Genomic DNA, 17,781 nt, shown 5'->3' with positions numbered 1-17,781 from the left:
AACACATGGCAAAAATTATTGTCGTAACTTCTGGTAAAGGCGGTGTAGGTAAAACAACCTCTAGCGCTGCAATTGGTACTGGCCTTGCACTGAAAGGGTTTAAAACAGCGATTATCGACTTCGATATCGGTCTGCGTAACCTTGACTTGATCATGGGCTGTGAGCGTCGTGTAGTTTATGACTTTGTGAATGTTATCAACGGTGAAGCAAACCTTAACCAAGCGCTTATCAAAGACAAGCGCGTTGATAAGCTTTACATTCTTCCAGCGTCGCAAACGCGTGATAAGGATGCATTGACCAAAGAAGGCGTTGAGAAAGTTCTCAATGACCTTAAAAACGATTTTGATTTCATCGTTTGCGACTCGCCAGCGGGCATTGAAGCAGGTGCGATGATGGCATTGTACTTTGCTGACGAAGCAATTGTGACAACCAACCCAGAGGTGTCATCAGTACGCGATTCAGACCGTATTCTTGGCATTTTGCAAAGCAAATCTCGCCGCGCAGAAGAAGGTCTTGAGCCAGTCAAAGAGCACTTATTGCTGACACGCTACAATCCTGAGCGAGTTCAACGCGGTGAAATGCTTTCGGTTGAAGATGTGAACGACATTCTTGCCATTGATCTTCTGGGTGTAATCCCAGAATCGCAAGCGGTGCTTAACGCGTCGAACCAAGGTCAACCTGTTGTGCTTGATAGCGAGTCTGACGCGGGTCAAGCGTATCACGATGCGATTAATCGCTTATTGGGTGAACAAGTTGAATTCCGCTTCTTGGACGTAGAGAAACGCGGCCTGTTTAAACGGATTTTCGGAGGATAATGTGTCATTACTTGATTACTTTCGTTCAGAGAAAAAAACCAGCGCCTCAATGGCAAAAGAGCGTCTGCAAATTATCGTTGCTCATGAGCGCTCACAACGTGGAACTCCCAATTACTTGCCACAATTAAAGCAAGATATTTTGGAAGTGATCCGCAAATACGTTCCGATTGATGCTGATGCTGTTCAAGTGCAACTAGAACAAAACGAAGATGATTTGGCAGTATTAGAGCTCAACGTGACCTTGCCAGACGAAGAAAAGTAATCACTTTTTGACGATCGGGTGCAAAAAAGGAAGCCAATGGCTTCCTTTTTTATTTGTACTGTACTGCTTATGGGCATTTAGGCATCGTGTGATGGCACCCATTTTTCTAACGACTTTTGTAAGTACTCAGCTCGCCACGGTTGCAATATATCCGGTGCAAACATTGCTGGCCTTTCTTCGGCTGTAAGCTTCCAATTCCAGCTTATGAGCTGGTTTATCTGCTTTTTACTGGCAAACACATCTACCGGAATACCGGTTTCTTTGCTCACTGCCGTGATCTTCTGTTTAATTTCTTTCGCTGCTTGCTTGTAACCACGAAAATCCATTAAGCGCAGCACCTTTTCAGGTAATTGCTCTTCACTGATTTCCTTTGCACGCTCGATGCACGCTAACATTTCTTTGCCTGAGCGATTGACTTCCATGGGGTCAATGCCCGGAATGTTGCGCATACTGTTCAATGAGCTTGGTCGACGCTTGGCGATTTCCACCATATTGGCTTCTTTGACGATAAAATTAAGGGCTAAATTTTTACGCTGCGCTTTTTGTCGGCGCCAAACCGATAACTCACGCAAAGCAGCCAAATCTCGAGGATTTAACTGCCACGCACCTTTAACATCACGATACAGAAACTCATCCGGTGTTTGGTACGCCCTTTTTTGTGAGATTAATTGCGATTCAGCGATGACGATATCAAACCAGCCTTTGGCGTTAATCTCTTCGACAATCTGCATAAAACATGGCAATAGATGAGCAACATCAGCCGCTGCATATTCCAGTTGGCTATCTCTTAGGGGGCGTTGCAACCAGTTTGTACGTGACTCGCTTTTATCAATCTCAATTCCTAAACGCATGTTAACCATGGCAGCAAAACCGACGCAATTGCCGGAGCCTAATAGCTGCAATGCAAACTGAGTATCGAATAAAGGCTGTGGAACAAAACCGGCAAAGTTCTGGAATACTTCGATGTCTTCCGACGGTGAATGCAACACTTTGAGAATATTTGGGTTTTTTAATAATTGCCAGAGCGAAGAGAAGTCCATCTCAGTCAGCGGATCAATCAAAGCTAAATGCTTACCGTCGAATACTTGGAGTAAGGCAATTTCGGGGTAAAGTGTACGACGGCGCATAAACTCAGTGTCGATGGCGAGTACTTGCGCATTACTGATAGCTTCTACAAATTGATCCAATGTGTGCTGCTCAGTGATTAACTGATATTCCACTTTTACTCCTCAAAAACAAACCGGCTGATGCCGGTTTGTGATTCATTATTTTTGTTCGTCTTTAAGCGCTCGTCGCAAAATTTTACCCACATTGGTTTTGGGTAATTCATCTCTAAATTCAACTAACTTAGGCACTTTGTAGTTAGTTAGATTGTCGCGACAATGCTTTATTATATCCTTTTCCGTTAAAGACGGGTCCTTTTTCACAACAAAAACTTTAACTTGTTCGCCACTTACTTCATGTGGGACGCCCACAGCGGCCACTTCAAGCACACCTTCGTGATCGGCAATTACTTCCTCAATCTCGTTCGGGAATACATTAAAGCCAGAAACAAGGATCATGTCCTTCTTACGATCGACAATGTAAAAGAAGCCCTCATCGTCATACGTGGCGATATCGCCCGTCGCAAACCAACCATCTTTTAAGCACTCTGCGGTTGCATCTGGGCGATTATAGTAGCCTTTCATTACCTGTGGGCCTTTAACCCATAGCTCGCCTGGTTCACCTTTTGGCGCTTCTTCACCGTTATCGAGTACTAATTTAATGTCAGTACTTGGTGCGGGCAGACCAATCGAGCCATTATAACCGTCAAGGTCGTACGGGCTCACTGTTACAAGTGGTGAACACTCAGTAAGACCATAACCTTCAACCAAGCGTGTACCCGTTACCTTTTGCCAACGCTCAGCCACTGGACGTTGGACAGCCATACCACCACCGAGTGACATTTTCAGGCCAGAGAAATCAATGTCTGCAAAGCCGTCAGCATTTAATAAACCATTAAATAAAGTGTTTACGCCCGTTACTATTGTGAATTTATTGTCTTTTAATTCTTTAACGAAAGCCTTCATGTCACGCGGGTTGGTGATCAACAAGTTCAGGCCGCCGTATTTCATAAAGGTAAGGCAGTTAGCGGTGAGTGCAAAGATATGATAAAGCGGCAGTGCTGTAACAACGACCTCTTTACCACGCTCTAGAATGTTATCTAAACAACCAGATACTTGCTCTAAGTTTCCAACCATATTGCCATGAGTAAGCATGGCGCCTTTTGACACACCGGTTGTACCGCCCGTGTATTGCAAGAACGCTAAGTCGTCTAAAGTAACAGTAGGACGTTGATAGGTTGCCGCGTTTCCTTGTTTCATTACTTGAGCAAAAGAAATGGTGTCTTTTAAGTTGTATGCAGGAACCATTTTCTTTATGTATTTTACCACAAAGTTAACGAGATGCTTTTTGATGCCACCAACCATGTCACCGACTTCAGTAACAATAACGTGTTTCACCTTAGTGTGGCTGATTGCTTTTTCTAGCGTATGGGCGAAGTTTGCCAAAATGAAAATCGCATCCGCTTCGGAGTCGTTAAGTTGATGTTCTAACTCGCGAGCGGTGTAAAGCGGGTTCACGTTAACCACAACACAACCTGCACGAAGAACGCCTAGAATACTGATTGGCGTTTGCAGTAAGTTAGGCATCATGACAGCTACTTTGGAGCCTGGCTTTAGACCTAAATCATTGTTCAGGTAAGAAGCAACCTTTTTGGTCGCTTCGTCAATTTGCTGATACGTTAGTACAACACCCATATTCTGGAATGCAGGTAGTTGTGCGTAGTCACTGAAACATTTTTCAAAAAGTGTCAGAAGAGAGTCGTAATGAGCGGGATCGATGGTTTCTGGACAACCCTTCGGATAACGCTTTAGCCAGATTTTCTCCACACTAGGCTCCTATAAATTTGTTCTTATAATGGTTTATCTTAGAAGTCATGAATCTTGGCGTAAGATACGGCGTTATCAAGGCACGACGCCACACTACAGCCCAAGTAGCTAAATGGTCCATAATGCTACCAACAGCACTACTAACCTTAATCTAAGTTGTAATTTATAACAATTGAGCAAAAGCTCTAATTCTTGGGATATTCCCACATTTACGTCAAAGTTACAATTAGATTGCGCCATTTTGATGCAGATGCGCACCAATTAAGCGCGCACAAAGTTGTGCGTTTTCCATATGACAGTGATGCCCCCCGACAACCGACTCTACCCTTAAATTATTGTAATGACGAGAAAAATCAGTTTCATTATCACGCACAAGTTGATAACCGCTGATCCCTTTTATCAATAGTGTTGGCAAATTGATGTCTGCTAATAGTGCATGTGCTTGGTCAGGGCTATAGCGAAAAGCTGAATAATGTTTAATTCGTGGGTCTGTGCGCAGTGTCACACCCGCTGCGGTCGTTTGGATGTTCCTTTGCATTAACTTGGTCGCTATCGCTTCATCAAAATCACTCACGGCGAGGCGTCTCGCTATTAAATCTTGTGCCGAATCATAAACCCTTAATTTAGGTGCACGCATGCGCTGAACTAAGGCTCTCTTTAATAACTCCGTGGACTCCTCTGGGCTCGCACAGACCAACCCTACCCCTTCGATTAAAGTAAGGCTGTTGAGTTGCTCAGCAAAGCATGCGGTATATAGTGACGCAACCATAGCTCCCATCGAGTGACCAACAAGATGAATCTCTTTTGCTCGGCACTTAGCTAATACTTGCTGTAAGTCGTCCACATAATCAATGAAATAATAATGTGCGTCTGGTGAACGCCAATCAGACAATCCGTGACCGGGCCAATCCAACGCAAACATCGGCACATCAGGGCCCAAAGCCTCCATCAGCGGGGTGAAGCTTGCAGCATTATCTTGCCAACCGTGAAGCGCAACGACTACCTTATCATGAGGGGCTCCAAAGGCAGACTGAGTATTGGATATTCCCTTTAAGGTCAGCGTTCTAGTCGATAGTGAAAAAGTTTCCAAAACAGCTCCGTTTTTTACCGCATTGCGGTTTCATTATTCATTTGACGGGTTAGAATGACGACATCACACAACAGGATATAGACATGAAACGCACATTTACACTAGCAACGCTTTCACTAGCAAGTTTTTTTGTCAGCGCAGGACAAAGCACCCCGAAAAATATTATTTATATGATTGGCGATGGTATGGGCCCAGCTTACACTTCAGCCTATCGCTATTATCAAGATGATCCAAACACCAAAGTAGTCGACCCTACCGTGTTCGATTCTATGTTAACAGGTATGGCACACACCTACCCTGACGATGACACCGTTGTGACAGATAGTGCGGCAGGTGCTACAGCGCTTTCTACAGCGACCAAGAGCTACAATGGCGCAATCGCGGTTGATACCAAAAAAGAAGACCTCAAAACCATGCTAGAAATAGCAAAAGAGCAAGGCATGACCACGGCACTCGTTGCTACGTCACAAATCAACCACGCTACCCCAGCAAGTTTCGCAGCGCACAATGAAGCCCGTGGTAACTATGACGATATCGCCAACGATTACATCGACAATAAGATAAACGGTAAATTACCGGTGGATCTTATGCTAGGTGGTGGTACGCAGTACTTTATCCGTGAAGACCGTAACTTAGTTAACGAGTTCGTTGCCGCGGGTTACCAATACAGTGATAACTTCGCGCAACTCGACCAAATCGAGCAAGTCCCAGCTATCGGCTTGTATGCGGCTAAAGGTTTACCTTTTGCACTTGATAGCGATAAAGCGCGTCTTACTAAGATGACTAAAAAGGCACTGTCGTTGTTAGAGCAAAACAACAATCCTTTTTTCATCATGATCGAAGGCAGCCAAATCGATTGGTGTGGCCACGCTAACGATATCGCCTGCGCAATGGCAGAGATGGATGATTTTGCAGGTGCAATTAGCGTCGCAAAAGAATTTATCGCAAAAAATCCAGACACCATTTTGGTAGTGACAGCTGACCATTCAACCGGTGGCTTAACAATTGGTGCCCAGGGCCAATATAAATGGGAAGCTGATGTTGTTAAGGGCGTGAAAGCGACCGCTGGTGTACTCGCTGAACGACTCATGGCCAGCGAGGACATGAAATTACAGTGGGAAACCGACAGCGGTCTGGAATACACCAAAGAACGTGAAGTTTTGTTAACACAAGCAAAACAAGTTGGCGAAGAAGCCTTAGTAATGGCGGTTAAAAAGTTGATCAGTGAAGCGAGCTTTACCGGTTGGACAACATCAGGTCACACAGCTATTGATGTGCAGGTCTTCGCCCATGGTGCTGGGTATGAGCAATTTATTGGTTCGCAAAACAACACAGAAATTGCAACCAAACTCATCTCATTCATTAACAAAAAATAACACTATTGATATTCCATCAATATTGAGTTACTGTTCATAGTGATTGTTAACATAGTTTAACAACCCTACTGAAAACTGAAGACTCAAAAGCCGCTCTAAGAGCGGCTTTTTTACGTTTTGCATCCTGGGGCGAGTTATCGGCGCGCTGCTTTTGTATCTATACGACGTCGCGTCGCGCACTCTCTGATAGCTTGCTCTATGTTTAAAGGCTTTGAAAAGTAATAGCCTTGCAACTGGTCCACCGGGAGATCACGCATATAGTCAATATGAAACTCACTCTCTACACCTTCAGCAATCACTTCAAAGCCGAGTTGGTGGCACATCTGAGATAAGCTTTTATAGAGGTGTATCGCTTTATCGTGCTCATCTTCAGGCAATAAACTGCGGTCAAACTTAATCGTATCTACATTGAGCTTACTCACTATACTCAGACACGAATACCCAGTACCAAAGTCATCAATAGCGCAGCGGATCCCATTTTCTTTAAGCGCTGCGACTACCTCTTGGGTACGGATAAAATCGTCGATATAGGTCGACTCCAAGATTTCTACCTCGACCTGTTCTGGAAATTTGCTAAAGGCGCGGATGACTCGTTTGTATCGTCTGTTAATTAGGTTCTGTGGGGAAATATTGAAACTAACCTTTGGGTAGAAGCTGTGGCGTTTAAACTCCAACAAGTCTAATTCCAATTGATCAATAACGAAGCTATCAACAACATCCATCATTTCAAATTTATCCAGAATATCGATAAACCACGGAGCGATGATGGAGCCATCTTGCTTTTTAACTCGCAAAAGCGCCTCATACCCAATCAGTTTGTGGCTTTTGTTACATACCTTAGGCTGGTAGTACAAACACAACATACCGTGTTTAAGCTCTTTAATTGCTCTATTAAGTTGCTTTTGCTGTGCAATCTTTTCATTGTCGCGACGTGCGAATTGCGCTTCTACCTGTCGCTCCAACTGACGCCCTGCACTGACGCGTTTTATCAATACGTCAAGTTCACGTCCTGAGATATTGTGACGACTGTTTGCACGAACAAATGGCAAATACATTAGCGCATTGACACAAATCAGCACTACTTGCCATAACGCGCCACCAAAACTTCCGGTAGACAAATAGCCATTAAACAATACAGGCATAAACCAAGGCACATTGGTCGCGTTGGTGTTAATACTTAACACCCCGGTAGAAAAAACCATTTCACTAAGCAATGCATTGGTCAGTGGCACTGTTAAAAATGGCACCAAGAAATACGGGTTAAACACAATGGGTAACGCGTAAACCATCACCTCGCTAAGGTTAAAAACAACCAGTGGTGCACCTAGCTTGGCAATCGAAGATTCGTAAGATGCCCGTCCATGAATAAAACAGGCCAGCACCAGCCCCCACATTCCACCGACACCACCGACCATTACAAAACTATTGAGGTATACGGAACTATCGGAGATATCTCGTTGTTCCCATAAGCCAGTGATGTGCTGCGCTGTATCGCCATGAACACCTAAAAACCACATTATATGAGTACCAATTACATTTAATGCTAATTGCGCGCCATCGCTTTTGTTGACTACCCAACTATTGAACGCGTTACTTAAACTATTCAATGTGGCTTCAATCAAAGGAAAAACAGCTAAACACGCAACAAGTACAATAATATATGGCAATATCAAATTAAGGTGTTTGTTTAGGAATAAACTAATGCTTGATGCAGGACCTAATTTAAACTTTCGAATATCTAACAGTCGGTGTATGAGGTAACAGCAGAAAATCGGCATGGCAATAGTGAAAATCAACCCACCGCCGTAATTCACTCGCACAGAACCATCGTCAAAAAACAGTAAGTACTGTGTCGCAGTGCAAAAACAAATCAACACCAGTATCGGCACGGCGATGGTGTTGAGTTTCAGATTTTTTGCCAAGTAGTATGTGAAAGACAATAAGGTAACTACGGGGAATAAGCCCCAAACAATGGCATTGAGTGAAGTAAAAAAGTGCAGGAAAGACGAAGCCTCCCCATACCCCAGCCAATGGCTAACCAAAGATAACAGCGCCGCCAGCACAAAAAACGGAATGAGCGCTACATACCCTTCACGTAAAGACAATACAACTGTATTAACGGCTAGTTTGGCTGCTCCACGAGTGAAACCTTCAAGAACGCGGTGGTGCAAAATAGACTAACTTATACTTATTTTTGTTTGCGTATAAGGTACCTCGGACACGCTTTGTTGTCCATGTTTTAAATACAGAATTAGGCGTAAACGCTGACGTGAAGCATAGATTTAACTTCTTCACGACGTTCTAAAAATGCATATTCTTTGTAGGTTGCAATTGCGGTGCTGGTGCGTGTGTCTCGGGGCTGGTCATAAATGGTTTGGCGATATAGCGCGTCAGCAAGTCGGCGACCCTGTTTCGAGTCGTTAACCGTTGCGGATTGTCTGGTGGCTTGCTCCTGTTGACCACGCTCCTTTACACGCGCACCTTCACCTTTGGATTGAACCGCAGGGTTTACTGTAATGGCATTATTGATTGCGCGAATAGTCATAGCATGATTTTAGGATTAAGACTGACTAAGTTTGATACAAACAAAAAGTAAGCGCAATATTGCGGGCGTAAATTTATTCACGCCCCGGCAGTTTTTTCCACGTTACAGTGTCACGCACGTACACTGGCTGAGCATTGGCAGCAGAGGTCGTTTGCCCAAGTTCCACGCTCTTTGCTACGTGTTTAAGCATGTACCGACTATCAGGTAAGGTAACTGTGGTCATGTCTTCTAAACCATTTACCGATGTAAGCAACTCTGGGTAAGTCTTCCAACCAGTTCCTACAGCAACTGCATCTGCAAACGGATTTGTTACGTCTTCAGGTTTTAACACTTGCTGTTCACCACCTAGTTGCGCGAGCCCATCTACCGCCTCATATGCGCCTAGATAAACCTCTCCCATACGCGCATCAATTGCCGCAACCACGCGCTCAGCGCCTTGCTCAATGGCTTGTTGCGCCATCATGGCTAGTGACGACACACCGACAACGGGAATATTTGCAGAAAACGCCAAACCTTGCGCAACAGAGACACTAATACGCACCCCGGTGAAACTTCCTGGCCCCTGACAATAGCCGATCACATCAACATCGCTAATATCGCAACCAGCCTGTTTCAATACGCCATCCACTTCATCAAGAATACGCTGTGCATGCTGTTGCGGGCATACGTCAAAGAAGTGATATTCTTGGTCATTGTGCAGCAAAGCGATTGATAACGCTTCGGTTGAAGCGTCTAAGGCTAGGATAGTTTGGCTCATAATTACTCTATCGTTGATAAAAATGCATTTACTTCGTCCATGTCGCGGCTACGGCGCATATTGGGTAGGCTTTTAAGAAATACCTGACCATAGTCACGAGTCACAACACGATTGTCACATAATACTAAAACACCGCGATCTTGGCTATCACGGATCAAGCGTCCGACCCCTTGTTTTAGTGCAATAACGGCCCTAGGTAACTGAATTTGAGCAAACGGGTCACCACCTGCTTGCTCACATTCGCGCATTCGCGCTTGCAATAAAGGATCATCGGGAGCAATAAACGGAAGCTTATCGATGACTACGCAGCTTAGCGCGCTTCCGCGCACGTCTACTCCTTCCCAAAACGAAGCCGTGCCCATCAACACCGCATTGCCGTGGCGAGTATAGCGCTCCAACAATAGCCTTTTTGACATTTGCCCTTGCACAAAAACCGGGTATTCCATTTGTTGGCATAGAATTTCGGCCACCATGTACATCACGCGATAGGAAGTAAACAATAAAAAACATCGGCCTTGCGCAGACTTAATCACTTGTTGGCAAATTCCCACCAACGCCCTTGGCATTTCATCTGAGTTTGCTGGCGGCAAATAACGCGGTAGACAGAACAAGGCTTGTTGATGATAGTCAAACGGGCTGGCAAGCATCAGAGTATGCGCTGGGTTCAACCCCAGCGAATCGCTAAAATGCCCTAAGCTATCATTGACTGAGAGCGTTGCCGAGGTGAAGATAAAACCGGCCTCACGCTCAGCTAACATTTCTCTGAATTTCGCTGCAATGTTCAATGGCGTGATGTGCACACTCACGTGCCGCTTTGTTGCTTCATACCAATAGCTGTAGCCTTGGGTTGAAATATCAAAGACGCGGTCAAATTGGCCAATGAGAGACATTAGCCGCTCCAACATAGGCTCAACCAATTCACTGCGCTCAATACACAATTTCAGTACTTGATTTAAGAACTGCAAATCTTTTGTAACGCGATGCACAGCATCACACAATGGTTTGGAGCCCAGTGCTTGGCGCCAATCGCCACGCCCGCCATCATGTGGCAGTTGCAACCGCAAATCCATGGTCGCCGACTCGAGTTTATCGAGCGTTTTTCCTAGTTGCAGCATGTCTCTTAATTCAGTGCGATAAAGCATGCGCGCATCGGTAATAAAGGAAAATACCTTCTTGGTAGACACGGTCTCGCCGAAATAGTCGCTGGCGATATCGGCTAATTGATGCGCTTCATCAAAGATATAGCCATCAGCACCTGGCAGTAGCTCAGCAAAACCACTTTGTTTAACCGCCATATCAACAAAGAACAGATGATGGTTTATCACCACAATATCCGCTTCCGCAGCTTTTAAACGCGCTTTGCGAACAAAGCAGGCATCAAAATCAGGGCATTCTTTGCCCAAGCAATTATCTGCCGTGGAAGTCACGTAGGGCAGCACTTTGGCATCATCTTCGATACCATGGCAATCAGCTATGTCACCGCTACGGGTTTGCGTTGCAAACTTAGCGACCATCGCCAACTGGTGCATAATATCAGCATCATCACTGGGCACATGTGCCACATGTTGATTCAAGCGGTAATGGCACACATAGTTGCTTCGCCCTTTCAATAGAGCTTTTTTTTTGGCGCTGCCTAATGCTTTATAAACCGTGGGTAAATCTCGGTGATAGAGCTGCTCTTGCAGCGCTTTAGACCCCGTTGAAATGATGTATTTGCCTTTGTTGGTTAATGCCGGAATTAAGTACGCAAAAGTTTTTCCCGTGCCGGTTTCGGCTTCTACCACTATTTGTTGCTGATTTTTCAACGCTGCATCACACACTTTCCCCATATCAATCTGAGCTTGGCGCGGCTGATACCCTTTGATGGCTAATGCTAGCGGGCCAGTTTGGGAAAAGAGTTGGTCAATGGTCATTAATGCAGATTAGTTAAGTTAAAAAATGAGTGGGGATGATAGCTTAAAACTGAGGGCTAACCAAATCGTTAAACGCACTTGGCTTTTGGTTGATATGTGACTACCATAGTCGCGGGATTACACATTGAACTAAAAGGATTTTATTATGAAAAAGCTGACTATCAGCATGTGTGCCATCGCCGTAACTGTACTATCAGGATGTGGCAGTACTCCTCCTCGCGTTGCTCAAGACAAAGTGGTTACAATTAATGGCACAGACTTCACTTTTGGTGGCGTCTATGATGTCGATAAAAATCGCCTAGAATTGAGCGTCAATGGTGACCCTGTTATGAATGGTCGATTTGCTCCGTACACACCAACACTCAACATGAGTGCACAATATCAAAATCATGATATTTCGGGATATTGTTATTTCGGTTCGGTATTACAGAATCAAGGTGGTGCGTTTGGGGCAATTGCGGGGGTAATCCAAAGCTCTCAGCAAAAGTCAGGAGACAAATGCGAGATAAAGGTGGCTGGTGAAATAAAAGAACATCTGTACTTTTAATTCACCCTACACCCAAATATCAAGGTGAGGATTATCTTCCTTACCTTTTTTGTCTTTTTCGTCTAACAAGGTCTCTTGGCCGCGTTGTTCTTTAACCCGTTTACGGTCATTACGTACTTTGTCTATTTTGTCATCTTTTACACCAGCGACATGAAATGCCCCTTTGTGCTGCACATCTAAGCGCGTTATTCGCCCAAGAAACGGGATCATGATATCCATACAAACTCCTTTGTACTGCCCTACAACAGGCATAAAACCACACCCTATTATCGGCAGTTATAGCTTATTCTTTAATCTCATGTAAAAAATGGTTGCACAACAACATAAGAATATGTTTATCTAATAACCGAATCAACGACAACCAATGTTTACAGAGTTAGAGACAGAACCATGACATTTACACTGACAACTATTCATCATCATCATCACACCACCGAATAGCCTGTCAGGTATTTCGCTGGGGGGTTATTCCTAAAAGGAACCTCCGGCGCGTAATCACTACCAAATTCATTTTCGCCCTGAGGTCTCCTCGGGGTTTTTAGTTTTTGAAATTAAGGAAATGAATTATGAGCAATAACAATCGGTTACGAATCGCAATCCAAAAATCAGGACGTCTTTCAAAAGACTGCCAAAATCTATTAAAACAACTTGGCGTTAAGCTAAACCTTCGCGAGCAAAGGTTGATTGCGCACGCAACCAATATGCCAATCGATGTGCTCCGTGTGCGTGATGACGACATCCCAGGTTTAGTTATGGATGGCGTGTGTGATCTGGGTATTGTTGGCGAAAACGTGTTGGAAGAGGTGCAAGCAGAACGCGCTCGCGGCGCCAGCGCAAGTTCAGTAAAGAAGCTCTCTACTCTCGACTTCGGCTACTGCCGTCTTGCTCTGGCATGGCCACAGGAGCTAGGCGAGCAGGATAAAAGTTGGTTTGCAGGAAAACGCATTGCCACTACCTACCCAGAAATCCTGACTCAATACCTTGAGCGTGAAAACATTGATGCCAGTGTGGTGATGTTAACAGGATCGGTTGAAGTCGCCCCACGTGCTGGATTGGCAGACGCTATTTGTGATTTAGTTTCCACTGGTGCCACACTTGAAGCCAATGGCTTGATGCAAGGCGACACAATATTAGAATCAAACGCCTGCCTTATCCAAAATGAAAGCCTACAAGATCCTGAAAAACTAGCCCTTATCGATAAACTCATGCCGCGCTTACGTGGTGTGAAACAAGCCAAAGAAAGCAAATACATCATGATGCACGCACCGAAATCTAAATTGGATGAAGTGTGTGCGTTATTACCTGGCACAGGGCAACCTACATTACTAGCGCTTGCTGGCAGTGACGAATACGTAGCGTTACACATGGTCAGCTCAGAAACGCTATTTTGGGAGACGATGGAGTCGCTTAAAGCCCTAGGTGCAAATTCAATCTTGGTGATGCCAATTGAGAAGATGATGGAGTAAGCACACCATGATAGATTGGAATACGTTATCCGAATCACAACAGCAGCAGGTTTTGCAGCGACCAGCCGTGACAGCAGCAGACGATGTGCGTCCTGTGTGTGAGGAAATACTAAAGCGAGTAAAAAACGAAGGTGATGCTGCCCTTCGCGACTATGCCGATCGTTTTGATGGCCGAAGCTCAGATGCTCCATTACTGTGCAGTGAAGATGATTTCACGCGCGCAGATGAACAACTCACACTTGAACTTAAAAGTGCAATCAAGCAGGCATACGATAACATTCGTCGTTTCCACCTTGCTCAGGTACCGAAAAATATGAGTTTAAGCACGCAGCCTGGAGTTGCTTGCGAGCTTCGTTACCAAGCGATAGAGGCTGTTGGCATTTATGTGCCTGGCGGTAGCGCACCGTTACCTTCTTCTGTATTGATGCAAGGTGTGCTGGCGCAAATCAGTGGCGCACAAACTGTTGTCCTCGCAACCCCGGTAAAAGGCGAGCAGCGTATACACCCTGCAATTTTGTACGCAGCACGTTTATGCGGGATTTCTCAAGTACTGCAAATTGGCGGTGCCCCAGCGATTGCAGCAATGGCATACGGAACGCAAAGTGTACCAAAGGTAAACAAAATATTTGGGCCGGGAAATTCGTTTGTGACCATGGCAAAGCAGCTCTGTGCACAACAAGTTCCTGGGCTAGCGATCGATATGCCCGCAGGTCCTTCGGAAGTACTTGTCATTGCCGATAGCCGTGCTAAGGGTGAATTTATTGCCGCAGATTTGTTGTCTCAAGCCGAACACGGTCCTGATTCGCAGGTGATTTTACTAAGCGATAGCAACGAGGTGATAGCCGCCACAGAAAAAGCATTGGCTTCGCAGCTAGAGCGATTACCACGCGCTGACATCGCTAAAGCTGCCTTGGAAAACTCGGCACTGATCAAAGTAAACAACATCGAGCAAGCAGTGGCTGTTTCAAACGAATACGGTCCAGAGCACCTGATACTGCAACTTGCGGAGAGTGCTGAGTATTTACCAAAGATCAAAAATGTCGGTTCTATTTTCGTGGGCGATTTTACACCCGAGTCAGCAGGCGATTACGCGTCGGGAACAAACCACGTATTACCCACTTACGGCTACTCAAAAGTTTACTCGAGCCTGAGTCTGCTGGATTTTTATCGAACTTACACAGTGCAAACGGTCACCAAAAGTGGTCTTGCAGACTTAGCAAAAGCGATTATCCCCATGGCAGAAGCGGAAGGCCTTGATGCACATGCCAATGCCGTTCGTGTGCGTTTAGGAGCATTACAGTGAGCAACGAAGCGATGAAACAACAAAGCGATGACAGCGCGCAGTTCCCTCAGAGCCTACTGCCAGAAAATATTGCTAAATTAACAGCATATAGCTCTGCAAAGAGCGAAAAGCTAACGGGTTCAACATGGCTTAATGCCAATGAAAGCCCATACACCCGAGAGTATGCGCTAACAAAAACTGAGTTCAACCGCTACCCGGATCCTCAGCCTCAACAAGTGCTAGATGCTTACAGCGCTTATGTCGGCTTAGAGCCAGAACAAGTAGTGATGACACGCGGTGCCGATGAAGGCATTGAGCTGTTGGTACGTACATTTTGCCAGCCGGGCAAAGACAGTATCGCGTTATTCGCGCCAACGTATGGCATGTATAAAGTGACCGCAGACACTCACAACGTCAACATCAATAGTCTGAGCCAAGAACTGTTGCAACAGGCCAACGCTGAGGCTATTTGTGAACAAGTGGGTGATGCTAAGCTAGTGTTTGTATGTAACCCAAATAACCCCACTGGAGCGATAGTCCCAAGCAGCAAAATAGCTCAAATAGCTGAGCAATTATCGCAAACTGCCATTGTGGTTGTTGACGAGGCTTATATTGAGTTTTGTCCTGAGCTCAGCGCCGTGTCGCTGATCAATGATTACACTAACGTCGTGGTATTAAGAACACTCTCAAAAGCTTTTGCGTTAGCGGGGCTGCGCACTGGCTTTACCTTGGCCAACACAGCGCTTTTAGCACCGCTGCGCAAAGTGCTGGCGCCCTATCCTGTATCGACTGTTGTTGCCGATATTGCGGCACAGGCCCTAAGCACCTCGAACATTGCCTCAATGCGCCGCCAAGTGGGTATTCTAAATTCATTGAAAGCACGCCTACAACAATGGCTACGCGAGAGCAGCGCAGTGAAGACGGTGCTCAGTGGTGAAGGTAACTTTGTCACCCTACAGCTCAAGGATAAAGCAGCTATCGCAACAGCGTATGAACGCGGTGTGGTAATGCGCCCATTCGTACTGTACGGCGAAGACAATTGGCTGCGTATTTCAATAGGCAACGAGCAAGAGCTCAGTGAAGTAAAAGCCTGGCTAGACGCCATAACCCAAGTGAACAAATAACAACAAGGCAAAAACAGGAATAACAATGAGTAACCCATACCTATTTATCGACCGTGATGGCACTTTGATTGAAGAACCTATCACAGACAAACAAGTGGACAGCTTAGAAAAACTTGCCTTGTTGCCCAATGTCATCCCCGCATTACTGGCATTACAAGGTGCGGGGTACAAGCTCGTCATGGTGTCAAACCAAGATGGTTTGGGCACAGATAGCTTTCCACAAGCTGATTTCGATGCACCCCACGATAAAATGATGGCTATTTTCACCTCGCAAGGCATCGTCTTTGAAGATGTACTAATTTGCCCTCACTTCGATGGCGACAACTGCCAATGCCGCAAACCGAAAACTGGTTTGCTGGTTGATTTAATGCGCTCTGGTAAGGTGGATATTGCAAATTCATATGTGATTGGCGACCGTCAAACAGATATCCAGTTAGCCGAAAACCTGTGCATGCAAGGTATTTTATACGACAACAATTGGCCACAAATCGTCACTCAACTAACCACAGCTAATCGTCAAGGTGCGGTAAAGCGCGACACTAAGGAAACCCAAATAAGCGTGGCACTTAATCTTGATGCCAACAAAAGTGGCGAAATAAGCACAGGTTTGGGCTTTTTTGATCACATGCTCGACCAAATTCGCACTCATGTAAATATCTACCTAGATATCCAAGCTTCAGGCGATTTGCATATCGATGAGCATCACCTCGTTGAAGATGTGGGCATAGCCCTTGGCCAAGCATTGCGCCAAGCGCTTGGCTCCAAGTCGCAAATCGCCCGCTACGGATTTGCGCTGCCCATGGATGAATGTAAAGCCGAAGCGCAAATTGATTTGTCAGGGCGCGCTTCATTTGTCCTAAACGCTAATTTTAGCCGCGAAAAAGCGGGCGATTTAGACGTGCAAATGGTCGAACACTTTTTCAAAAGCCTTAGCGATAACGCAGCGATGTCTCTCATTCTGAGCGTGTCAGATGGCAATTGTCACCATCAAGTAGAAGGCTTGTTTAAAGCTTTTTCGCGTGCACTACGCACCGCTATCAGCAAAGATGCCGCACAACAAACGGCGAGCTCTAAGGGGGTACTATGATAGCCATCATCAATACTGGCTGCGCCAATATCAACTCCGTACGCTTTGCCTTTGAGCGTTTGGGCACGCCTGTTGAAGTTATCACCGACGCCCAACAATTGCGTCAGTATGAACGCGCCGTTTTACCGGGAGTTGGTCACGCAAAAGTAGCAATGGCGCGATTGGTTGAAGGCGGCTGGCAACAGGCCATCGATGAGTATCAACGCCCTCTTTTGGGCATCTGCTTGGGGATGCAACTGCAATGCGAGCACACCGCAGAAGGTGATACTCAATGCCTGGGCATTATTCCAGGGGAAGTAAGCGAACTTGAAGTAGGCAATTTGAGCGCACCACACATGGGCTGGAATCAGCTGAACATCGCCAAGGCGCACCCGCTGACTCAAGGTCTCAAAGAGTCGGATCAGGTGTATTTTGTGCACAGTTTTGCTCACCAAGTGAATGACGCAACTCTAGCCACCAGCGAGTATGGGCAACGCTTTTCAGCAATCGTTGCCAAAGACAACTTCGCGGGTATGCAATTTCACCCTGAACGCAGCGCCAAAGTGGGCGCCCGACTTCTTCAAAATTTTATTGATTGGCAGGCGTAA

General features: G+C 45.6%; 17 protein-coding genes. 9 read left to right on the top strand and 8 right to left on the bottom strand.

Features of this window, described 5'->3' with window-relative positions; genetic code table 11:
* Nucleotides 1-5 precede the first annotated feature (5 nt).
* Together minD and minE are read left to right on the top strand one after the other, a co-directional pair.
* The gene (minD, locus tag V1358_RS14865) at nucleotides 6-815 is read left to right on the top strand and encodes a septum site-determining protein MinD (RefSeq protein WP_347389887.1); all 810 of its coding nucleotides are present in this window, start codon (nucleotides 6-8) and stop codon (nucleotides 813-815) included.
* A 1-nt stretch (nucleotide 816) separates the two neighbouring features.
* Entirely contained in the window at nucleotides 817-1,077 is a 261-nt protein-coding gene (gene minE, locus V1358_RS14860) for a cell division topological specificity factor MinE (protein WP_347389888.1), read from the top strand.
* A gap of 77 nt (nucleotides 1,078-1,154) precedes the next feature.
* Here minE and rnd read toward each other — a convergent pair whose 3' ends face one another.
* The 3 genes from rnd to V1358_RS14845 all read right to left on the bottom strand — a co-directional run bounded on the left by rnd (nucleotide 1,155) and on the right by V1358_RS14845 (nucleotide 5,097).
* Nucleotides 1,155-2,297, bottom strand: coding sequence for a ribonuclease D (gene rnd, locus V1358_RS14855; RefSeq protein WP_347394031.1), 1,143 nt, complete (start codon nucleotides 2,295-2,297; stop codon nucleotides 1,155-1,157).
* A 45-nt stretch (nucleotides 2,298-2,342) separates the two neighbouring features.
* Nucleotides 2,343-4,007: a long-chain-fatty-acid--CoA ligase FadD gene (gene fadD / locus V1358_RS14850; protein ID WP_347394030.1), complete on the bottom strand. Its 1,665-nt coding sequence runs from the start codon at nucleotides 4,005-4,007 to the stop codon at nucleotides 2,343-2,345.
* 226 nt (nucleotides 4,008-4,233) lie between these two features.
* The gene (locus V1358_RS14845) at nucleotides 4,234-5,097 is read right to left on the bottom strand and encodes an alpha/beta fold hydrolase (RefSeq protein WP_347394029.1); all 864 of its coding nucleotides are present in this window, start codon (nucleotides 5,095-5,097) and stop codon (nucleotides 4,234-4,236) included.
* Between the two features lie 83 nt (nucleotides 5,098-5,180).
* Here V1358_RS14845 and V1358_RS14840 point away from each other — a divergent pair, with 83 nt between their 5' ends.
* Complete coding sequence (locus tag V1358_RS14840; protein WP_347394028.1) at nucleotides 5,181-6,473, top strand: alkaline phosphatase; 1,293 nt, start codon at nucleotides 5,181-5,183, stop codon at nucleotides 6,471-6,473.
* A gap of 134 nt (nucleotides 6,474-6,607) precedes the next feature.
* Here the strand turns inward: V1358_RS14840 and V1358_RS14835 are convergent, their stop codons facing one another.
* From V1358_RS14835 to yoaA, 4 genes are all read right to left on the bottom strand, one after another.
* On the bottom strand, nucleotides 6,608-8,644 hold the full coding sequence (locus tag V1358_RS14835; RefSeq protein WP_347394027.1) for an EAL domain-containing protein: 2,037 nt from the start codon (nucleotides 8,642-8,644) through the stop codon (nucleotides 6,608-6,610).
* An 80-nt stretch (nucleotides 8,645-8,724) separates the two neighbouring features.
* A complete protein-coding gene (locus V1358_RS14830; RefSeq protein WP_347389894.1) occupies nucleotides 8,725-9,018 on the bottom strand; it encodes a hypothetical protein in 294 nt (97 codons plus the stop codon).
* 73 nt (nucleotides 9,019-9,091) lie between these two features.
* Nucleotides 9,092-9,778, bottom strand: coding sequence for a tRNA (adenosine(37)-N6)-threonylcarbamoyltransferase complex dimerization subunit type 1 TsaB (tsaB, locus tag V1358_RS14825; RefSeq protein WP_347394069.1), 687 nt, complete (start codon nucleotides 9,776-9,778; stop codon nucleotides 9,092-9,094).
* The gene (yoaA, locus tag V1358_RS14820; RefSeq protein WP_347394026.1) at nucleotides 9,778-11,688 is read right to left on the bottom strand and encodes a DNA repair helicase YoaA; all 1,911 of its coding nucleotides are present in this window, start codon (nucleotides 11,686-11,688) and stop codon (nucleotides 9,778-9,780) included. The genes tsaB and yoaA overlap by 1 nt, the downstream gene beginning before the upstream one ends.
* A gap of 145 nt (nucleotides 11,689-11,833) precedes the next feature.
* Between yoaA and V1358_RS14815 the strand changes: the two genes are divergently transcribed.
* Nucleotides 11,834-12,235 carry a hypothetical protein gene (locus V1358_RS14815; protein WP_347389896.1) on the top strand — a complete coding sequence of 134 codons (402 nt, stop codon included), beginning with the start codon at nucleotides 11,834-11,836 and terminating at the stop codon, nucleotides 12,233-12,235.
* Between the two features lie 6 nt (nucleotides 12,236-12,241).
* On the opposite strand, the gene V1358_RS14810 is transcribed toward V1358_RS14815, so the two are convergent.
* Entirely contained in the window at nucleotides 12,242-12,454 is a 213-nt protein-coding gene (locus V1358_RS14810; RefSeq protein WP_347389897.1) for a hypothetical protein, read from the bottom strand.
* 347 nt (nucleotides 12,455-12,801) lie between these two features.
* Here V1358_RS14810 and hisG point away from each other — a divergent pair, with 347 nt between their 5' ends.
* The 5 genes from hisG to hisH are packed head-to-tail and all read left to right on the top strand — an operon-like array spanning nucleotide 12,802 to nucleotide 17,781.
* Complete coding sequence (gene hisG, locus V1358_RS14805; protein WP_347389898.1) at nucleotides 12,802-13,701, top strand: ATP phosphoribosyltransferase; 900 nt, start codon at nucleotides 12,802-12,804, stop codon at nucleotides 13,699-13,701.
* A gap of 7 nt (nucleotides 13,702-13,708) precedes the next feature.
* Nucleotides 13,709-15,004: a histidinol dehydrogenase gene (hisD, locus tag V1358_RS14800; RefSeq protein ID WP_347389899.1), complete on the top strand. Its 1,296-nt coding sequence runs from the start codon at nucleotides 13,709-13,711 to the stop codon at nucleotides 15,002-15,004.
* 11 nt (nucleotides 15,005-15,015) lie between these two features.
* Entirely contained in the window at nucleotides 15,016-16,107 is a 1,092-nt protein-coding gene (gene hisC, locus V1358_RS14795; RefSeq protein WP_347394068.1) for a histidinol-phosphate transaminase, read from the top strand.
* Between the two features lie 25 nt (nucleotides 16,108-16,132).
* A complete protein-coding gene (hisB, locus tag V1358_RS14790) occupies nucleotides 16,133-17,194 on the top strand; it encodes a bifunctional histidinol-phosphatase/imidazoleglycerol-phosphate dehydratase HisB (RefSeq protein WP_347394025.1) in 1,062 nt (353 codons plus the stop codon).
* Nucleotides 17,191-17,781 carry an imidazole glycerol phosphate synthase subunit HisH gene (gene hisH / locus V1358_RS14785; RefSeq protein ID WP_347394024.1) on the top strand — a complete coding sequence of 197 codons (591 nt, stop codon included), beginning with the start codon at nucleotides 17,191-17,193 and terminating at the stop codon, nucleotides 17,779-17,781. The genes hisB and hisH overlap by 4 nt, the downstream gene beginning before the upstream one ends.

The organism is Pseudoalteromonas pernae (assembly GCF_039831865.1).
GTDB lineage: Bacteria > Pseudomonadota > Gammaproteobacteria > Enterobacterales > Alteromonadaceae > Pseudoalteromonas > Pseudoalteromonas pernae.
Note: the sequence above shows the minus strand (reverse complement) of the source record. Positions and strands in the feature narration are given on the sequence as shown.